Source organism: Streptomyces sp. B15 (assembly GCF_018070605.1).
Classification (GTDB): Bacteria; Actinomycetota; Actinomycetes; order Streptomycetales; family Streptomycetaceae; genus Streptomyces; species Streptomyces smyrnaeus.
In genome coordinates this window covers 1-17017 of the sequence record NZ_JAGPXJ010000120.1, presented here as the reverse complement: position 1 = coordinate 17017, position 17017 = coordinate 1, and the positions used below count along the sequence as shown (strand labels likewise).

Genomic DNA, 17017 nt, shown 5'->3' with positions numbered 1-17017 from the left:
CTGCAAGGGTGCGGGCCGTCTCGCCGAAGGGTGCGGGCCGTTCTCGCCGAAGGGCGCGGGCCGTTCTCGCCGAAGGGCGTGAGCCGCCGCTCTCGATCTGCCAAAAGGCGCGGACCCGGACATGACGAAGGCCCGGATCCTTGGATCCGGGCCTTCGTCCTTCAGTAGCGGGGACAGGATTTGAACCTGCGACCTCTGGGTTATGAGCCCAGCGAGCTACCGAGCTGCTCCACCCCGCGCCGTTGTGTGCACAACTCTAACGCGGGCCGACGACCAGTGCAAATCGAGGTCCCAGGGGCTGATGGGGCAGCCGGTGAGGGGCAGGTGAGACTCAGGCCGTCAGTTCCGAGCGGAGCGCGTCGCGGAGCCTGGCGGCGCGTTCGGCCACCTCTGCCGGACCGAGCTCCACGGCACGGGCGCACCAGAACTGTCCCTCGTCCAGTTCACCCTTACGGGCACTGATCAGGGCCAGCCGCAGTGCCGCCCTGCCGTGCCCGGCCTCGGCGGCGCGGGTCCACCACAGGGCCGCCTCCGGCTCGCTGCCCTCGCGGGCCAGCAGCAGCCCCAGATTGAACGCACCGTTCGGGCTGCCCGCCTCGGCCGCGGCGCGGTACCAGCGTGCGGCGTCGACGACCTCGCCCCGCGCGGCGGCGCACATGCCCAGCCGCACCTGGGCGCGGCGGTGGCCGTGCTCGGCGGCCCGCTCGTACCACTCCTCGTACTCGGGTCTGGCGCCGTCCGGGCGGCCGAGCTCGTGTTCCGAGCCCAGCTCGCCGCTGCCGCGCCGGGTGACCCGCTCCAGCAGAGCGCCCAACCGGAAGGCGCCCTCGACACTGCCGCCGCCCGCCGCACAGCGCAGATGCCGCTCCGCGGTGTGCAGTTCGCCCTCGCGCAGCAGCGCGATGCCGACCTGCAGTGCGGCCTCCGCGTGACCGGACGCCGCCGCACGCTCGTACCAGGCGCGCGCGGTGCGCTCGTCGCCGCGTCCCGCGTGCAGGATGCCGAGGTTGAAGGCGGCGTCCACGCTGCCGGCCTCGGCGGCCTTGGAGAACCACGGCTCCGCCCCCTGCGAGTCACCGCGCTGCAGCAGCAGCACAGCGAGCGCGTTGGCGGCCTCCCGGTGCCCGGCGTAGGCGGCCCGGCGGTACCACTGTTCGGCCTGCGCGGTGCGGCCCTGCGCCGCGCACAGCAGGCCGAGATTGAACGCGCCGTTGTCGGAGCCGGCCTCCAGCGCGACGCGGTACCACCGCTCGGCGGCCTGCCGCTCGCCGCGGTCGGCGTGCAGCGCGCCCAGTGCGTTGGCCGCGTTGCCGTCGCCGTTCTCGGCGGCGCGACGCCACCACACGGCGGCGCTCTCCTCGTCTCCCGCGTCGCGCAGCAGAAAGCCCAGCGCGCAGGCGGCCCGCGCCTCCCCGTCCTTGGCTGAGGTCAGATACCACCGGCCGGCTTCCTTGAGCTCCCCACGGCGCTCCAGGACCGCGCCCAGCCGCAGCGCCGCCCTGCGGTGGCCACGGGCGGCGGCCTGCCGGAACCAGCGCTCGGCCTCCTCCTCCGCCTCCTGTGCGGCTGCGGCGCCGCTCTCGCCCCTGGCGGCCAGTTCCTCGGCTCGTGCGCTCACCAACTGCGCCACGCGGTAGGCGGCTTCTCTGTGCCCCCGCTCGGCGGCGGCCCGGAACCACTCCTCGGCACCGTCCTCACCGTGGTGCTCCAGCAGGTCCGCGAGCGCGTACGCGCCCAGCGCGTGCCCGGATTCGGCGGACTGCCGCAGCCAGTAGTGCGCGGCGGGTTCGTCGCCGCGCTCCCGGTGGTAGCGGCCGAGCGCGTGTGCGGCGGCGGCGGAGCCGGCGACGGCGGCGGTACGCCACCATCCCGCGGCCTCTTCCGTGTAGCCCCTCTGGTGCAGCAGTACGCCGAGATTGTTGGCGGCCGCGCGGTCCCCCGCCGCGGTGGCGGCACGCAGATGCGGCTCGGCGCCGTCCAGGTCTCCCCGGCGCAGCAGTTGAGCGCCCAGCACACTGTCGGTCCCGGCCTTGTCCGCCGTCACCGTCGCGGTCGTGTCCGCCGTCTTCCTCCCGACTGTCGCCGCCCTCTCGACTGCCGCGGTCTGCATGGCTGCTGCGGTCTGCTCGGCTGCGGTCTGCTCGGTGTACTCCTCCACACTCAGGCCCGGACCGGGACGTACCGGGTCCGTCAGCCTTGCTTTCTCCCCCATAAGCTCCATCGTCGCACCACCTGCAACCCGCGTACACCTGGTAAACCGCAGCCAGTGAGGTCACTTCAGAGGTTTGTCGACTTCCCGACGTAGAGATACTCCAAACCCATGGGCCCGACTGTCCCCCGGACAAGCGAAGAGGCCCGGAGTCAGTTGACTCCGGGCCTCTTACCTGTGGTAGCGGGGACAGGATTTGAACCTGCGACCTCTGGGTTATGAGCCCAGCGAGCTACCGAGCTGCTCCACCCCGCGCCGTTGTGTGTACAACTCTACACCACTCCACGGGGTGATCCGACCAGCTACTCGTTGCCGGCGGACGCCTCCTTGTCGCCGGACCCGTTCTTGTCCTCGGATCCGTTCTTCCCGTCGCCCTTCTGCTCGGCCTCGGCGGCCTCGCGCAGCGCGTCCTCCAGCGCCTTCTGCTGCTTGCCGTACTCTTCCCAGTCGCCCTTCTCGCGGGCCTTCTCGCTCTTGTCCCACGCGGACTGGGCGTCCTGAAGAGCCTCCTCGACCGTGGCGTTGGGCGGCGTCTCTTCCTTGTCCTGGTCGTCTCCCGGCCCGGTTCTCTCGCCGCCCTTGTCCCGGCCCTCGGTGTCGAAGATCTTGTTCAACGCCTGGTCGAGACTGTCCTCGAAGGCGATGCGCTCGTTGTAGGCGACGAGCACCTTGCGCATCCGTGGGTAGTTGGTGTCCGCACCCCGGACGTAGACCGGCTCCACATAGAGCAGCCCTCCCGCCATCGGCACGGTCAGCAGATTGCCGTACTCGACCTCGGAGTCGCCTCGCTTGAGAATGTTGATCTTGTCCGCGATGACCGGGTCGGAGTTGAACTTGCTCTGCACCTGCGAGGGTCCGGCGACCGTCGTGTTGGGTGGCAGACGCAGGATTCTCATCTTCCCGTAGTCACTGCTGCGCGCTTCCGCGTCGACGGCCATGAACGCACCGAGCGTCTCCCGCTTGTTCGGGTTGAACGTCGTCGTCAGCTGGAACTGTTGTTCCTTCTGCCCCGGCATCTTCATGCTCAGGTAGTACGGCGGTACCGCGTTGCCCTTGTGCGTCGGGTCGTCCGGGACCTGCCAGCGCTCACTGCCGCTGTAGAACTGCGACGGCGAGGTCACGTGGTAGGTCTGCAGCAGATCACGCTGCACCTTGAACAGGTCCTGCGGGTAGCGCAGGTGATCCATCAGATCGTCGCTGATGGCGCTCTTGGGCTTCACCGTGTCGGGGAACGCCTTCATCCACGTCTTCAGTACCGGGTCCTTCTTGTCCCACTGGTACATGTCGACCTTGCCGGTGTAGGCGTCCACCGTCGCCTTGACCGAGTTGCGGATGTAGTTGACGCGGTTCTGCTGCGCGACGACCGCACGCTGCCCGTCCGTCAGCGAGTCCTCCGTGGTGTCCCCCAAGGTCGTACGCGACGAGTAGGGGTAGCCGTTGGAGGTGGTGTAGGCGTCGACGATCCACTTGATGCGGCCGTCGACCACCGCCGGATACGGGTCGCCGTCGATGGTCAGCCAGGGCGCGACCGCCTCGACGCGCTCCTTCGGGGTGCGGTTGTACAGGACCCGGGAGCCCTCGCCGATCGCCCCCGAATAGAGGATCTGCGGCTCGTTGAAGTTGACCGCGTAGGCGGCCCGGTTGATCGGGTTGGAGAGGTTGACGCCGCTGTCGCCCTTGTAGGTGTAGGTCTTCTCCCCGTTGTCGTCGGCGTAGTCGAGCTCCTTCTGGGGCCCGCCGACGATGGAGTACTGCGTCGTCTTCTCGCCGTAGTAGATCCGGCCCTGGTACTTGCCCAGATCGCCCTCGGGCGGCAGGTCCTTCTCCGTGAAGTCCGGAGCGCCGTCCTTGTCCACCGAGGTGCCCTTGGCGGCGACCATGCCGAAGCCGTGGGTGTACTTGAAGTGCTCGTTGATCCAGTTCTTCTCCGGGATACCGCTGGTGTTGATCTCCCGGAGGCCGACGACGGTGTCCTGCTCCTTGCCGTCCTTCTCGTAGCGGTCCACATCGAGCGTCGCCGGGAACTGGTAGTACCCGCGCACCTGCTGCTTCTGCTGGAAGGTCGGGGAGACGACGTTCGGGTCCAGCAGCCGCATGCTGGCGGTGGTGTCGGCCGCGTCCCGCAGCTCCTCGTTGCCGGCCTTGCTGGTGCCCTTGTAGTCGCGCACCTCGGCGTCATCGATGTCGTACGCCTTGCGCGTCGCCTCGATGTTCTTCTTGATGTACGGCGTCTCCTTGGCCTGCTCGTTCGGCGCGACCTGGAACTTTTGCACCAGCGCCGGGTAGAGCCCGCCGATGAGGATGGCCGAGAGCACCATCAGCCCGAAACCGATCACCGGAAGCTGCCAGGTGCGGCGCCAGATCGTCGCGAAGAACAGCAGCGCGCAGATGATCGCGATGATGAACAGGATCGTCTTCGCCGGCAGATAGGCGTTGGCGTCGACGTACTTGAGGCCCGTCCAGCTGTCGGTCGACTTGAAGTCACCCGACTTGACCGCCAGTCCGTACCTGTCCAGCCAGTACGCCACCGCCTTCAGCCCGACGAAGACGCCCAGCAGCACCGACAGGTGCCCGGTCGCCTGCGCCGTCGCCCGCGCGCCCGGGGTCGTCACACGCAGCCCGCCGTAGAGGTAGTGCACCAGCGCGGCCGCCAGCAGCGAGAGGATCGCGGCGGCGAACCCGAAGCTCAGCAGGAAGCGGTAGAAGGGCAGATCGAAGGCGTAGAAGGAGATGTCCTTGTGGAACTGCGGATCCTTCGAATTGAACGAGACGCCGTTGACCCACATCAGCCAGGTACGCCACTGGCCTGCCGCGGAGGCACCGGAGATCAGCCCCACCAGGGCCGTGACGCCCAGCAGCACCCACTTCTTGTAGGGCGCCAGCCCCATGCGGTACCGGTCGAGGCTCTGCTGCTCCAGCGACATCGCACTCAGCGGCGGACGCAGCCGGTGGGCCAGCCAGATGTTGAAGCCCACGGCCACGGCCATCAGCACACCGAAGACGGCGAACAAGCCGATCTTGGTCCACAGGGTCTTGGTGAAGACCGAGCTGTAGTCGACGGAGCGATACCACAGCCAGTCCGTCCAGAACCCGGAGAACATGACGAAGAGCATCGCCAGAACGACCAGCACGCCCGCTGTCATCAACAGCGTCCGGGCACGCCGGGAAGGCCGGCCCACTCTGATCCGTGGCCCGGAGGGACCCCCTGAGCCCCGGTCCGGCATCTGGAAAGCCAAGGTGCGCACCTCAAAGATTCGCAGTTTATGAAGCGATGATGCTGGGCCCGCATCGTAAGGCCCATCTAGGCAACTTACTCAAGCTTTACCCAGTTCCCGTTTCCGGGGTCCGAGTCATGTTTTCCGGAGTGGAGACGGCACGATATGGGGATGGACAACCTCTCTCCCGAGGGCACGCCCCTCGCCTCCGGCCCCCTGACCCGCGCGGTGCTGGAGATCGACGAGTACGCGTCCGGGCTCGGCTGGGACCAGCCCGCGCGGCTCTTCGCCCTGGTGGACACCGAACGGCTGCGGACCGAGGAGCCCGGCCTGGCCGGTCAGCTGGGCCTGGACCAGCAGCCCGACGGCGACCGGGGAACCTCCTTCACCCCCGTCGAACAGGACGAGATCCCCGCCGACGCGCCGCTGGACGAGTTCCTGGGCACCATCGCGTGGCCGGGGGCCGTCGACGGCTGCGCGGTGACCGTGGAGCGGCTGATGCTGCCGCCGTCGGCGGAGGCCGCCGTGCCCGAGGACCTGGACGACGACCAGCTCGCACGCTGGGTCGCCGAGCACCCCGAGCGCAGCGAGGTACGGATGACGGTGGCGGTCCTACGGGGCGGTGAGCGGGAGTCGGCGCTGCGGCTGCGGGAGAAGGACTCCCCCACCGAGGTGCTCACCGGCGCCGACCTGGTCCCCGGCCTGGCGGAGGCGCTGGCCGCGACGTTCGAGGAGTGACGCTGCGCAAGCCGCGTCGCACAGCAGGGTGACGCCGAGCAGCGGCGCCTCCGCGGAACGGACCGGGGGCGCCTCCGCGAGGCGGCGGTGCCTACGCGAGGCGATCCCGCGGTGCCTACGCGAGGCGGCGCGGGGCAGGCTCGCAGCGGGGCAGGCCGGGCGGGAGCAGCCCGTTCGGACTTCGGGCGGGGGTGGCGGGCCGGGCGGGGAGAGGGCGGCGGCTCAGTGCGCCTTGCACTGGGTCAGCTCGTCCGTCTTGCCGCTGCGGATCTTCTTCAGCGAGCTGAGCGCGTCATCCATGGTGGAGGTCTTCACCAGTGTGAGCCCGTCGGGCTTGTCCTTGGCGGCCGTGGCGCAGTTGCCCGCCGGGGTAAGGAAGTACTCGGCGCCCTTGTTGCGCGCTCCGACGGACTTCATCTGAATCCCGCCGATCTCCCCCACCTTGCCGGTGTCGTCGATCGTGCCGGTACCGGCGACGAACTTCCCACCGGTCAGATCGGTGGGCGTGAGCTTGTCGACGATGCCGAGCGCGAACATCAGCCCGGCGCTGGGGCCGCCGATATCGGCGAGCTTGATGTCGACGTCGAACGGGAAGGTGTGCCCCACCGCGGGCTGAATACCGACGACCGCACGACCGTCGTCCGCGGCCTTCTTGGTGCCGACGGTGATCTTCTCGGCGTCCTTGGAGGACGGCTTCTTGCCCTTCTTCTGGGCGGCCTTCGCCTTGGCCGCCGGGATCACCGTGAAGGTGACCTTCTCCCCCGGCTTGTGCTGGGTGACCAGCTTGCCGACGCTCTCCGGCCTGCCGACCGGGGTGCCGTCCACCGCCGTGATCACATCGCCTGCGTGCAGCCGCTTGTGGGCGGGAGCGCCCTTCTCGACGGAGCCGACGAGAACGTGGGTGCTGACCGGGACGTTCAGTTCCTTGAGGGCCGCGGCCTTGGCGCTCTCCTGGGAGGCCGTGAACTCCTCGGCGTTCTCCTGGTCGACCTCCTTGGCCGACTTGTCGTCCGGGTAGAGCGTCTCGTGCGGGACGACCAGGCTGTCGTGGCGCACCCAGCCGGAGAGCGCCCCGAAGAGGGTCATCCTGTACTCGGCGCCGGTGACGCGGACGGTCGTCATGTTCAGATGCCCGGAGGTGTCGTACTCCTCCGGGCGACCGTCCCGGCCGGGCTTGTCCTTCACATTGAGTACGGGATCGCCGTCATGCTCACCCAGCGTGTTCACTGTCGGGCCCGGTGACATCTCGGCGTAGGGCACGTTGATCAGTGCTCCGACGCAGAACATCGTTATGAGCAGCAGCGCAGAGGTCAGCAGGGTCGCGGTGCGGCGAGGCATGGCACGACAGTACGGGAAGGGTCTGTCAGCCTGCTTCCCGGGCCGGTCCGTCCGTGGACGAGTGGGCCGACGCACCCGCGGAGGCGAGTTCGGCGTCCCGCCGCAGCCTCCACCGCCGGGCACCGCGCCGCGCTTCCGTACCGTCCGCCCCGGCTGCGACGTCGGCCCCGGTGCCGGTGCCCGCCGCGGCGTCGGGGGCGGTTTCTGCGGCGCTGGAACGTTCCATCGCGGCACGGAAGCGTTCATAGCCGGCGACGCCCGCGGCGTCGGGCGTCTTGGTGCGGCGCCGCCCGACCCAGCTTCCCCACAGGCTCGCGGCCACAGCGGCGACCAACGGAATCAGCAACCAGGCGAGAGCCGCCATCTGGAACCTCCCGACCCCTCGTAGGTGCCTCCGGGCGCACGGCCCGGCGACCGGCAGACCGGCCGATGAGCAGATTAACCGTCGGTTTCTCAACGGTCCGGTGCCGGAACCGGTTACGCAACCGGAACGAGCCGCACTCGCGTGCGCTCTCGTAGTCAGTCGAACGGTCCCGGACAGCGGAGAGTTCCCCGCCGGGAGCTGCTCCCCCGGCGGGACCGGGCAGCTGTCAGCAGGACCGGGAGGCTGCTCGGCGCGCTAGACGCCCACCCACTCCTCGCTACCGTCGGAGAACGTCTGGTGCTTCCAGATCGGAACCTCGTGCTTGAGGTCGTCGATGAGTGTGCGGCAGGCGTCGAACGCCTCGGCACGGTGCGGACAGGAGACGGCCACCACCACGGCCAGATCCCCCACCTCCAGGTCGCCGACCCGGTGCACGGCCGCGAGGGCGCGTACCGGATGGTCGGCGACGACCATCTCGGCGACCCGGCGCAGCTCGGCCTCGGCGCTGGGGTGCGAGGAGTAGCCCAAACGAGCGACGTCGGTGCCACCGTCGTGGTTGCGGACGGTGCCGACGAAGAGCGCCGTCCCCCCTGCGGCCTGGTCGCCGACCGCGGCGAAGACCTCGTCCACGGACAGGGGCGCCTCACGGATCGCCAGCAGCCGGATGGGGTCCTCGGCCCCCAGCTCGCCCGGGTGGTCGGAGTGCTTGCCCTGGCGGCCGGAACCGTCGGCAGCGTCGTACGTCTGTGCCATGCCGGTCATGCTGCCCTACCTGTCGCCGATCCGGAACACCCGACTGCTGCGCCGCTCGCGGGTCGCATCGGGCGCCACTCGGCCCACGTCGGCCCCGTCCGGTTCCTTCCCGTCCGGGCCCTTCCAGCCGGTTCGTTTCCCGTCCGGTTCGTTTCCCGTCCGGTTGGCTGGTTGCTGCTGCGCCGCTCCGCTCGCGTCGGCTCGCTGTTGCCTCGTCGCTCACAGCCCGCGCCGTTTGCGCGCCCTGCGCACCAGTGCGGCGGTGCCCAGCAGGGCGACTGTCGCGCCCGCGGCTCCGGCCGCTGTCGCCGCCTCCGTACGGCCCAGCCGCCGCCCGGCGACCGTGTGCCTGCCCGAGACCTCCTCCAGGAGCGCCGCCAGGACCTCCTCGTTCGTCCAGCGGGGACGCCAGCCCGCGTCGTGCAGCCTGCTGCCGCTGACGACCCAGGGATACATGGTGTAGGCGAGGTCCGCCGCGGGGGACGGAGTCAACCCGAGACGGTGCAGCCGGGAGGCGGCGCCCAGTGCGACGCTGGAGGGCAGCTCCATGCGCCGCATGCCGGTCAGCTGCTCGACCTCCTCCTGCTCCAGCCAGCCGTCGCAACCGACCACCATCTCGCCCTCGACCCTCTCCAGCGCCGCGTACTCGAGCGCCGTGACCAGGTCCTCGACATGGCAGAACTGCCAGCAGGGTCGCGATCCGGCGACCACCAGGAGACGCGGCGACTCGAAGTGCCGGGTCAGCGTGGTGTCCGATCCGGCGCCGACCAGCACGGTGGGGCGCAGGACGGTCACATTGAGACCGGGGTGCGCGCGGGGCGCGCGGTGGGCCAGACGCTCGATCTCCAGCAGATCGCCCACGCCCGTCGCGTCCGCGGTGGCCCGCAACTCGGCGTCCTCCGACAGCGGCACGTCGTTGTCCTGCAGCGCGCCGTACACCATCGCCGAGGTGCACAGCACCACCCGGTGCACACCCGCCGCTGCCGCCGCGGTCAGCACCGTCTGGGTGCCCCGCACGTTGTAGGCGGTGCGGGCCGCCGGGTCGGTCTCCAGGTCCAGGTCGAGCGCCAGATGGACGACGACATCCACCGGGTCCCCGTCGCCGCGCAGCCGGTCGGCGATGGCCGGGTCCCGTACGTCCAGGGTGTGCCACTGGGCCTCGGTCACCTCGCCGCGGCGTTCGTCCAGGGCGATGACCTGCTTGATCTCCTCGGAGGCCGCGAGCCGCTCGGTGAGCAGCGCGCCGACCCCTGCGGCGGCGCCGGTAACGGCGACGGTCGGGGTTCGCGCTGCGCGAACGTGGGACTCGGAGGAACTCACCGGGCGTCTCCAGTGGTTGTTTCTGGTACGAGGTGCGCAGGCTCCATCCTGCCTGACTGGTGTCTAGGCTGGGGGCAGAGCCGACAGATCGCACCCAGGACATACCGACGCAGACCCAGACCGCACCCAGGACACGCAGACCGTCCCGGAACCACAAGACCGTCCGACGAGACAGAGCCGAGGAAACCCGTGAGTGACACCCCATTCGGATTCGGCGTACCTCCTGAGGAGCCCGAGGACGGGGACGACGGCAAGAAGAAGCCGGACGGCGGCCAGCCGAACCCGTTCGGTTTCGGCGGCCCGGGCTCCGGCGGCGCCGACAACCCGTTGGCAGCCATGTTCGGCTCGCTGGGCGGCGGGCAGGGCCAGCTCGACCCGAGCGACCTGGGCGCCGCCTTCCAGAAGCTCGGCCAGATGCTCTCCTACGAGGGCGGCCCGGTGAACTGGGACATGGCCAAGGACATCGCGCGGCAGACCGTGGCCGCGGGAGCCCAGGACGGCTCCAAGGACGCCTCGGTCGGCCCGCACGACCGTGCGGCCGTCGAGGAGGCCGTGCGGCTGGCGGACCTGTGGCTGGACGGCGTGACGTCGCTGCCGTCCGGTTCCGGATCGGCGGTGGCCTGGAGCCGCGCGGAGTGGATCGAGGCCACCCTGCCGGTCTGGAAGGACCTGGTCGACCCGGTCGCCGAGCGCGTCGGTGCCGCCATGGGAGATGTGCTGCCCGAGGAGATGCAGGCCATGGCCGGCCCGCTGCTCGGCATGATGCGCTCCATGGGGGGCGCCATGTTCGGCACGCAGATCGGGCAGGCGCTCGGCGTGCTCGCGGGCGAGGTCGTCGGCTCCACCGACATCGGACTCCCGCTGGGACCGGCCAACAAAGCGGCACTGCTGCCGGTCAACATCGAGGCACTGGGCAAGGGCCTGGGGGTCCCGCAGGAGGAGGTGCGCCTCTACCTGGCGCTGCGGGAGGCCGCGCACCAGCGGCTGTTCGCGCACGTCCCGTGGCTGCGCTCGCACCTCTTCGGCGCCGTCGAGGGGTACGCGCGCGGCATCAAGGTGGACACCGCCAAGCTCGAGGACGTGGTCGGCCAGATCGACCCGCAGCGCCCCGAGGAGCTGCAGGAAGCGCTGCAGCAGGGCATGTTCCAGCCCGAGGACACCCCGGAGCAGAAGGCGGCTCTCGCCCGGCTGGAGACGGCACTGGCGCTGGTCGAGGGCTGGGTGGACGCGGTGGTGCACGCGGCGGCCGAGCCGCACCTGCCGTCCGCCTCCGCGCTGCGGGAGACGCTGCGCAGGCGGCGCGCCTCCGGCGGCCCCGCGGAGCAGACCTTCTCGACGCTGATCGGTCTGGAGCTGCGCCCCCGTCGGCTGCGTGACGCCTCCAGGCTGTGGGCCTCGCTGGCGGACGCCCGGGGCGCCGAGGGGCGGGACGCCCTGTGGGAGCACCCCGACATGCTGCCCACGGCTGCCGACCTGGACGACCCGGACGCCTTCGTCCACCACGAGCACGCGGACTTCTCCGAGCTCGACAAGATGCTGGGCGACGCGGCCGCGGGCTCGGCGGAGGAGCGGTCCGACGGCCGGTCCGACAAGCACTCCGAGAGCGCCAAGGGTGACGCCGAGGGCGCCGCGGAAGAGGGCGACGGCGACACCGAGGGCGGCGAGGGCAGCGAGGGCGAAGGCCGGCGGTGAGCGCACCTGCGGACGGTCTCCGCGCGGACGCGGAGCGCGTGCTGAAGCAGTGGCGGAGCCAGGCCGCCGACCCGGAGCAGGATCGGGAACAGGAGCAGCTGCGGCAGGAGTATCTGCGCCACATCGCCGACCGGCCCGACGGCATGTGGAAGGCGTGCTCGGCGGGGCACATCACCGCCAGCGCGCTGGTCGTGGACCCGCTGCACGACCGTGTGCTGCTCACGCTGCACCGCAAGCTGGGCATGTGGCTCCAGATGGGCGGTCACTGCGAGCCCGGGGACGCCACCTTGGCCGGGGCCGCGCTGCGGGAGGCCACCGAGGAGTCGGGGATCGCCGGACTGACACTGCTGCCCGGCGGCCCGCTCCGGCTCGACAAGCACCGCACGCCCTGCGCCTGGCACCTGGATGTCCAGTACGCGGCTCTCGCGCCCGAGGGGGCCGTCGAGACGATCAGCGAGGAGTCGCTCGACCTGCGCTGGTTCGGCTACGACGAGGTGGCGGAGGCGGCGGACGAGTCGGTGGTGCGGCTGGTCCGGCTCGCGGCCACCGCTGCCGCCGTCAGCCCTCGTCCGGACCCTCTCCCCTGACCGGCTGGTGCGGCAGCCGGTCGGCTGCCGCGACACCTTCCAGATAGCCACGAGCCCGCTCCGTGCGCGGATACGCCTGCAGCAGCCGCCAGAACCGCGGGCCGTGGCCGGGCACGAGCAGATGCGACAGCTCGTGCAGCAGCACATAGTCGATGACGTACTCGGGCATGCCCTGCAGCCGGTGGGAGAGGCGGATACTGCCCTCGGCCGGGGTGCAGGAGCCCCAGCGGGTGTTCTGGTTGGTCACCCAGCGGACCGAGGCCGGCCTGGCGTGGCCGTCGAGATACTGCTCGGACAGCTCCTCAGCGCGCCGGGCGAGGTCGCTGTCGTCGAGCATGCGCCTGCTCTCCTGGGCGGCGAGCTTGTCGAGCATCACACCGACCCAGCGCGCCTCCTCGTCCGCCGTCATGCGCGCCGGAAGCAGCACAACAGTGCGGTCTCCCTCCCGATATGCGGAGACCGTGCGGCGTCGGCGCGTGCTTCGGCGCACTTCGACCGCGCTCTGGCTGGTGCTGTTCAGCGGCTCGGCGGACACGCCAAGACGTTACCCGCTGCCAACGGCGGAAGTCCCGCCTCCAGAGTTGTTCGAGCGGGAAAGGCGACAAGAGTCGTGGCACGGCCGGAGCGAGCGACCCACGGTTGTATGACTAATGCCGGTGCCTGTGGACAACCGGCTCCGCCGAATCGGCCGGTGAAGGCATGCTGTCCGCAGTGATCGACGGCCGAGCCGGGTCGAGTCCCGGCACCTCAGGGGGGAACGTGCACCCGATGATCAAGCCCGCGCTGCGGCGGGGCTGGCGAGACAGGCAGACGGTGCAGTGCGGAATGGCACCCGCCCACGCGGTACTGCTGGGGCCGGTGAGCGACGCGACGGCGGCCTTCATCGAGCTGATGGACGGCACCCGCAGCATGGAACGGCTGCAGCAGGAGGCCCGCCTGCTGGGGCTGGCACCCCAGACGCCGGCGAAACTCACCGAACGGCTCGCCGCGGCCGGTGTGCTGGACGACGCCACGGCCGACCGCGAGGCCGCGGCGAGCGTCACCGACCGGCTGCGGCCCGACCTGGCGTCGCTGTCGGTGGTGCACCGCGAGCCGGGCGGCGGTGTGCACAGACTGGCGGCACGGCGGGCCGCACGGGTCCAGGTGCGCGGGCTCGGCCGGGTGGGCGCCGCAGTGGCCGCCACCCTGTCGGCGGCCGGGGTGGGCCAGGTGGATGTGGTGGACGGGGGCGTGGTGGAGGAGTGGGACACCGCGCCGGGCGGGGTGCCGCCGGAGCACGTGGGCACGCGCCGTGATGTGGCGGCACGCGGCGTGGTGCGCAACTCCCGCCCCTGGCGCAGCCGCTCACGATCCGAGGTCGGCCTGGTCGTGGTGGCGCCGCGGGACGGGCTGGACGCCTACGCGCCGGACCCGGAGACCGCCGAGCGGTTCATGGACGCGGGCACTCCCCATCTGTACGGCGGGGTGGTCGAGGCCACCGGAGTGGTGGGGCCACTGGTGCTGCCCGGCTCCTCGCCGTGCGCCCAGTGCCTGGCACGCACCCGCGCGGAGCGTGAGCCGAGCTGGCCGATGCTGGTGGGGCAGTGGCGGACGGGCAGCAGGCGACGCACGGGGGTCCCCGCCTGCGACACCGCGCTGGCGACCATGGTGGCGGGCGCCACGGCCTCCTACGCGCTGAGCTATCTGGACGGGGACGGTGCCTGTGCGGTCGGCTACCGCCTGCGGTTCGCGCTGCCGCATCTGCTGCCCGACACCGAGCAATTCACCGCACACCCGGAGTGTCCATGCGGTGCCGCTTCGGTGAGTGCCCCACCCGCGGACTCACGAATGGCCGGATGCAAGCGACAATGACCGGGTGGCCGACGTCCTCGGTGCTGTCTCGGTTGAGCTGTCAGGGAGTTGGAGGGACGCATGTCTGATCTTCCCCGCAAGGCGGTGACGCGCACGGCCAAGCTGGCCGCCCTGCCGCTGGGCTTCGCGGGTCGCTCCGCCTGGGGGCTGGGCAAGCGCATCGGGGGCATCTCCGCGGATCTCGTCGGCCAGGAGCTGCAGCAGCGGACCGCCGAGCAGCTGTTCAAGGTGCTGGGCGAGTTGAAGGGGGGCGCCATGAAGTTCGGGCAGGCCCTCTCGGTCTTCGAGTCCGCTCTCCCCGACGAGTTGGCGGGTCCCTACCGCGCCACGCTGACCCGCCTCCAGGAAGCCGCTCCCCCGATGCCGGCCGGCACCGTGCACGGCGTGCTGGCGGAACAGCTGGGCGAGGAGTGGCGGGAGTATTTCACCGAGTTCGACGACAAGCCCGCCGCAGCCGCCTCCATAGGCCAGGTCCACCGGGCCGTCTGGCACGACGGGCGGGATGTCGCGGTCAAGGTCCAGTATCCGGGCGCGGGTGAGGCGCTCGTCTCCGACCTGACCCAACTGGGCCGGTTCGCCCGGCTGCTGGGCCCGCTGATTCCGGGTATGGACATCAAACCGCTCATCGCCGAGCTGCACGACAGGATCACCGAGGAGCTGGACTACGGCCTGGAAGCGGATGCCCAGCGCAGCTACGCGGAGGAGTTCGCGGAGGACCGGGATGTCGTCGTCCCCCGAGTGGTGCACCAGGCGGATCAGGTGCTGGTGTCGGAGTGGCTGGAGGGCATACCGCTCTCGGAGGTGATATCCGACGGCAGCCGCGAGGAGCGGGACCGGGCAGGCCAGTTGCTGAGCCGCTTCCTCTTCTCCGGAACGGTGCGCACCGGGCTGCTCCACGCGGATCCGCATCCAGGAAACTTCCGGCTGGTGACCTCGGACAGCACCGAGCCGGAGGAGTGGCGCCTGGGCGTGCTGGACTTCGGCACCGTCGACCGGTTGCCCGAGGGATTGCCGCCGGTCATCGGCGAGGTGCTGCGGATGACGCTGGAGGGCGACGCGGAGACCGCCTATGAACTGCTGCGTGAAGAAGGCTTCGTCAAGGATCAGATAGAGCTGGAGCCCGAGGCGGTTCGGGAGTATCTGCTGCCGATCGTGGAGCCCGCCTGTGTCGAGGAGTTCACCTTCAGCAGGGAGTGGCTGCGCGGACAGGCGGCCCGGGTGGCCGACCCCCGCTCCCCGGCACACCAGTTGGGACGGCAGCTGAATCTGCCGCCGTCGTATCTGCTGATCCACCGGGTGACGCTGAGCACGATCGGCGTTCTCTGCCAGCTCGGGGCGACGGTGCGGATGCGGGAGGACATGGAGACCTGGGTTCCCGGCTTCGCTCCCCCGGGGCCACAGGGGCCGCAGGAGGGCGAGCCCGGCAAGGAGGCCTCCGCGGCACAGCCGGCGCCGGAGCCCGGCGAGCCGTCACACGTCGCGCTCTGAGGCGCCCGCCCGCTCGAGACCCACGGCCGGGGCCCCTCACTCACAGGTGCAACGACCGCAGAGCCGGGGCACAAACGGCGAGAGCCGGGGCGGCTGCCCCGGCTCTCCGGTCGTTCAGGTCACTGCATGACGGCCATCGCGAGGGCGCGCCGCGCGCGGAGGGTGGCGCGTTCGGCCCGGCGCTGGAGGCGACGAGCGGTCACCAGTCGCAACGCCCTGCGTTCTGACTCGGCCTCGTGCAGCCTGTCCTGTATTTGTGCCCTGGCCAAACTTTCTGGCATGAGTTGCATGTCACGGGTCCTGTTCTGCCGGACGACTGTCGCGTCCGAGTGGGTACGTGCGGTGGTCTCGTGGATGGGTGTCATCGTCGGGTCCTGCTTCGTGAGGTGGCGCGTGCGCGGGTCCAGCGCCGACGGGCTGTCGATCGTTCCGGCAACCGCCTTGCGGCGGGCGGGTGATCCATGACGACGGGAGCTCATGCCGTCACCGGGTTCTTACGGGGACGGCCCCGCGGGCGCTTCCGCGGAACGACAACGCCCTGGACGAACAGCTCGCCGCCCCAGACGCCCCAGGGCTCGCGGCGGTCCTTGGCGCCGGCGAGGCAGGCCTCACGCAGCGGGCAGGTCTGGCAGAGGGACTTCGCGTACTCGACGTCCGCGGGGGACTCGGCGAAGAAGACCTCCGGGTCGTAGGAGCGGCAGGGCACGTCGACACCGAGCCGCTCGATGGCGTCGTCGAGCTCGGTGAGGGTGATCTGCGCGGCAGTCAAGGAGTCCTCCGTGGTGGGATCAGGCGGCAGAGAAGGCGCGGGGCGCAACGTGTCGGGGTGCGTCTCGGTGTCCACTGCGGTGCTTCCTGTCTGTTGTGTGTCTGTTGTCATGTCGGGCCGGCTGGTGGCCGGTCGGGGCAAACAGAAGGGCCGCGGATCCCGGTGTGGGTTCCGCGGCCCTGGAAGGTGCCGACCTGATCTCGCCGATCAGGCTGGATCTCTCCAGGGTCGGAGGCCACGGAAGGCCCACATCGTGTAGCGCTGCGTCTTCTGGCGTCCTTCGCCGGCACCGTTGGCCGCGGAGCCGCCGGCAAAGGCCACTGCCTGTGCCTGTGCTGCTACCTCGGGTGCCTTGGTCGGTCGCTCATTGCCACCCAGGACGACGCCGGACAGACCGGTGCCGTGGGGACGGGAGCCGAGCAGGCAGGCGCGAATGACCGAGTGATCAGTCATTTTGAGCTGGGAAATGATCGTGGCCACTGGTCTCGCCTCCTCTCGGCGTCTCGGGGACCCGCCGCCAGGCCGGTCCGGAAATCTTCAGGACTAAGTACAGCATGGAAGAGGGGGAGCGAAAAGGCCCGCCCTCTCCATGTCCGGAAGGCTATGAGGCTCCGCACGGCGCGCGCAAACTATTTTTCGCAGCTTTCTGTCACAGCTTCTGTGACAGAGGACGAGGGTCCTGGGTTCCTCTCC

General features: G+C 70.5%; 15 protein-coding genes and 2 tRNA genes. 5 read left to right on the top strand and 12 right to left on the bottom strand.

What is annotated here, in order from left to right; genetic code table 11:
* Nucleotides 1-165 precede the first annotated feature (165 nt).
* The 4 genes from KBY19_RS32620 to KBY19_RS32605 form a co-directional block, all read right to left on the bottom strand.
* Nucleotides 166-239: transfer RNA gene (locus KBY19_RS32620), tRNA-Met, on the bottom strand.
* 92 nt (nt 240-331) lie between these two features.
* Complete coding sequence (locus KBY19_RS32615) at nt 332-2221, bottom strand: tetratricopeptide repeat protein (protein WP_099883982.1); 1890 nt, start codon at nt 2219-2221, stop codon at nt 332-334.
* 166 nt (nt 2222-2387) lie between these two features.
* Nucleotides 2388-2464 (bottom strand) — tRNA-Met (locus KBY19_RS32610).
* Between the two features lie 47 nt (nt 2465-2511).
* Complete coding sequence (locus KBY19_RS32605; protein ID WP_221506834.1) at nt 2512-5433, bottom strand: UPF0182 family protein; 2922 nt, start codon at nt 5431-5433, stop codon at nt 2512-2514.
* A 162-nt stretch (nt 5434-5595) separates the two neighbouring features.
* Between KBY19_RS32605 and KBY19_RS32600 the strand changes: the two genes are divergently transcribed.
* On the top strand, nt 5596-6162 hold the full coding sequence (locus KBY19_RS32600) for a PPA1309 family protein (protein ID WP_099886767.1): 567 nt from the start codon (nt 5596-5598) through the stop codon (nt 6160-6162).
* A 222-nt stretch (nt 6163-6384) separates the two neighbouring features.
* On the opposite strand, the gene KBY19_RS32595 is transcribed toward KBY19_RS32600, so the two are convergent.
* The 4 genes from KBY19_RS32595 to KBY19_RS32580 form a co-directional block, all read right to left on the bottom strand.
* Complete coding sequence (locus KBY19_RS32595; RefSeq protein ID WP_210967281.1) at nt 6385-7500, bottom strand: PDZ domain-containing protein; 1116 nt, start codon at nt 7498-7500, stop codon at nt 6385-6387.
* Between the two features lie 25 nt (nt 7501-7525).
* Nucleotides 7526-7864, bottom strand: coding sequence for a hypothetical protein (locus tag KBY19_RS32590; protein ID WP_185018081.1), 339 nt, complete (start codon nt 7862-7864; stop codon nt 7526-7528).
* 255 nt (nt 7865-8119) lie between these two features.
* Nucleotides 8120-8617: a molybdenum cofactor biosynthesis protein MoaE gene (locus KBY19_RS32585; RefSeq protein ID WP_210967280.1), complete on the bottom strand. Its 498-nt coding sequence runs from the start codon at nt 8615-8617 to the stop codon at nt 8120-8122.
* A 219-nt stretch (nt 8618-8836) separates the two neighbouring features.
* Nucleotides 8837-9937 carry an SDR family oxidoreductase gene (locus KBY19_RS32580; protein WP_099883974.1) on the bottom strand — a complete coding sequence of 367 codons (1101 nt, stop codon included), beginning with the start codon at nt 9935-9937 and terminating at the stop codon, nt 8837-8839.
* Nucleotides 9938-10126: 189 nt separating this feature from the next.
* Here KBY19_RS32580 and KBY19_RS32575 point away from each other — a divergent pair, with 189 nt between their 5' ends.
* Both KBY19_RS32575 and KBY19_RS32570 read left to right on the top strand, forming a co-directional pair.
* Nucleotides 10127-11629: a zinc-dependent metalloprotease gene (locus tag KBY19_RS32575; RefSeq protein ID WP_210967279.1), complete on the top strand. Its 1503-nt coding sequence runs from the start codon at nt 10127-10129 to the stop codon at nt 11627-11629.
* Nucleotides 11626-12216, top strand: a complete 591-nt coding sequence (locus tag KBY19_RS32570; protein ID WP_210967278.1) for an NUDIX hydrolase — start codon at nt 11626-11628, stop codon at nt 12214-12216. Before KBY19_RS32575 ends, KBY19_RS32570 begins: the two co-directional genes overlap by 4 nt.
* Here KBY19_RS32570 and KBY19_RS32565 read toward each other — a convergent pair.
* Nucleotides 12188-12751 (bottom strand): M48 family metallopeptidase, encoded by a 564-nt coding sequence (locus KBY19_RS32565; RefSeq protein ID WP_099883968.1) that lies wholly within the window; start codon nt 12749-12751, stop codon nt 12188-12190. The genes KBY19_RS32570 and KBY19_RS32565 overlap by 29 nt on opposite strands.
* 233 nt (nt 12752-12984) lie before the next feature.
* Here KBY19_RS32565 and KBY19_RS32560 point away from each other — a divergent pair, with 233 nt between their 5' ends.
* Both KBY19_RS32560 and KBY19_RS32555 read left to right on the top strand, forming a co-directional pair.
* Entirely contained in the window at nt 12985-14067 is a 1083-nt protein-coding gene (locus tag KBY19_RS32560) for a ThiF family adenylyltransferase (RefSeq protein WP_099883966.1), read from the top strand.
* 60 nt (nt 14068-14127) lie between these two features.
* Entirely contained in the window at nt 14128-15555 is a 1428-nt protein-coding gene (locus KBY19_RS32555; protein ID WP_185018079.1) for an AarF/ABC1/UbiB kinase family protein, read from the top strand.
* 119 nt (nt 15556-15674) lie between these two features.
* Here KBY19_RS32555 and KBY19_RS32550 read toward each other — a convergent pair whose 3' ends face one another.
* From KBY19_RS32550 to KBY19_RS32540, 3 genes are all read right to left on the bottom strand, one after another.
* Entirely contained in the window at nt 15675-16034 is a 360-nt protein-coding gene (locus tag KBY19_RS32550) for a hypothetical protein (protein WP_247691661.1), read from the bottom strand.
* Nucleotides 16031-16399 (bottom strand): WhiB family transcriptional regulator, encoded by a 369-nt coding sequence (locus KBY19_RS32545; protein ID WP_307843683.1) that lies wholly within the window; start codon nt 16397-16399, stop codon nt 16031-16033. The genes KBY19_RS32550 and KBY19_RS32545 overlap by 4 nt, the downstream gene beginning before the upstream one ends.
* A 132-nt stretch (nt 16400-16531) precedes the next feature.
* Complete coding sequence (locus KBY19_RS32540) at nt 16532-16804, bottom strand: hypothetical protein (protein WP_099883958.1); 273 nt, start codon at nt 16802-16804, stop codon at nt 16532-16534.
* Nucleotides 16805-17017 lie beyond the last annotated feature (213 nt).

What these genes read in the sequence shown, in the direction of transcription:
- KBY19_RS32605 (WP_221506834.1), bottom strand. Translation starts at nt 5,433, where the DNA reads ATGCCGGACCGGGGCTCAGGGGGTCCCTCCGGGCCACGGATCAGAGTG.
- KBY19_RS32585 (WP_210967280.1), bottom strand. Translation starts at nt 8,617, where the DNA reads ATGGCACAGACGTACGACGCTGCCGACGGTTCCGGCCGCCAGGGCAAG.
- KBY19_RS32560 (WP_099883966.1), top strand. Translation starts at nt 12,985, where the DNA reads ATGATCAAGCCCGCGCTGCGGCGGGGCTGGCGAGACAGGCAGACGGTG.
- KBY19_RS32550 (WP_247691661.1), bottom strand. Translation starts at nt 16,034, where the DNA reads ATGAGCTCCCGTCGTCATGGATCACCCGCCCGCCGCAAGGCGGTTGCC.
- KBY19_RS32615 (WP_099883982.1), bottom strand. Translation starts at nt 2,221, where the DNA reads ATGGAGCTTATGGGGGAGAAAGCAAGGCTGACGGACCCGGTACGTCCC.
- KBY19_RS32590 (WP_185018081.1), bottom strand. Translation starts at nt 7,864, where the DNA reads ATGGCGGCTCTCGCCTGGTTGCTGATTCCGTTGGTCGCCGCTGTGGCC.
- KBY19_RS32555 (WP_185018079.1), top strand. Translation starts at nt 14,128, where the DNA reads ATGTCTGATCTTCCCCGCAAGGCGGTGACGCGCACGGCCAAGCTGGCC.
- KBY19_RS32600 (WP_099886767.1), top strand. Translation starts at nt 5,596, where the DNA reads ATGGACAACCTCTCTCCCGAGGGCACGCCCCTCGCCTCCGGCCCCCTG.
- KBY19_RS32595 (WP_210967281.1), bottom strand. Translation starts at nt 7,500, where the DNA reads ATGCCTCGCCGCACCGCGACCCTGCTGACCTCTGCGCTGCTGCTCATA.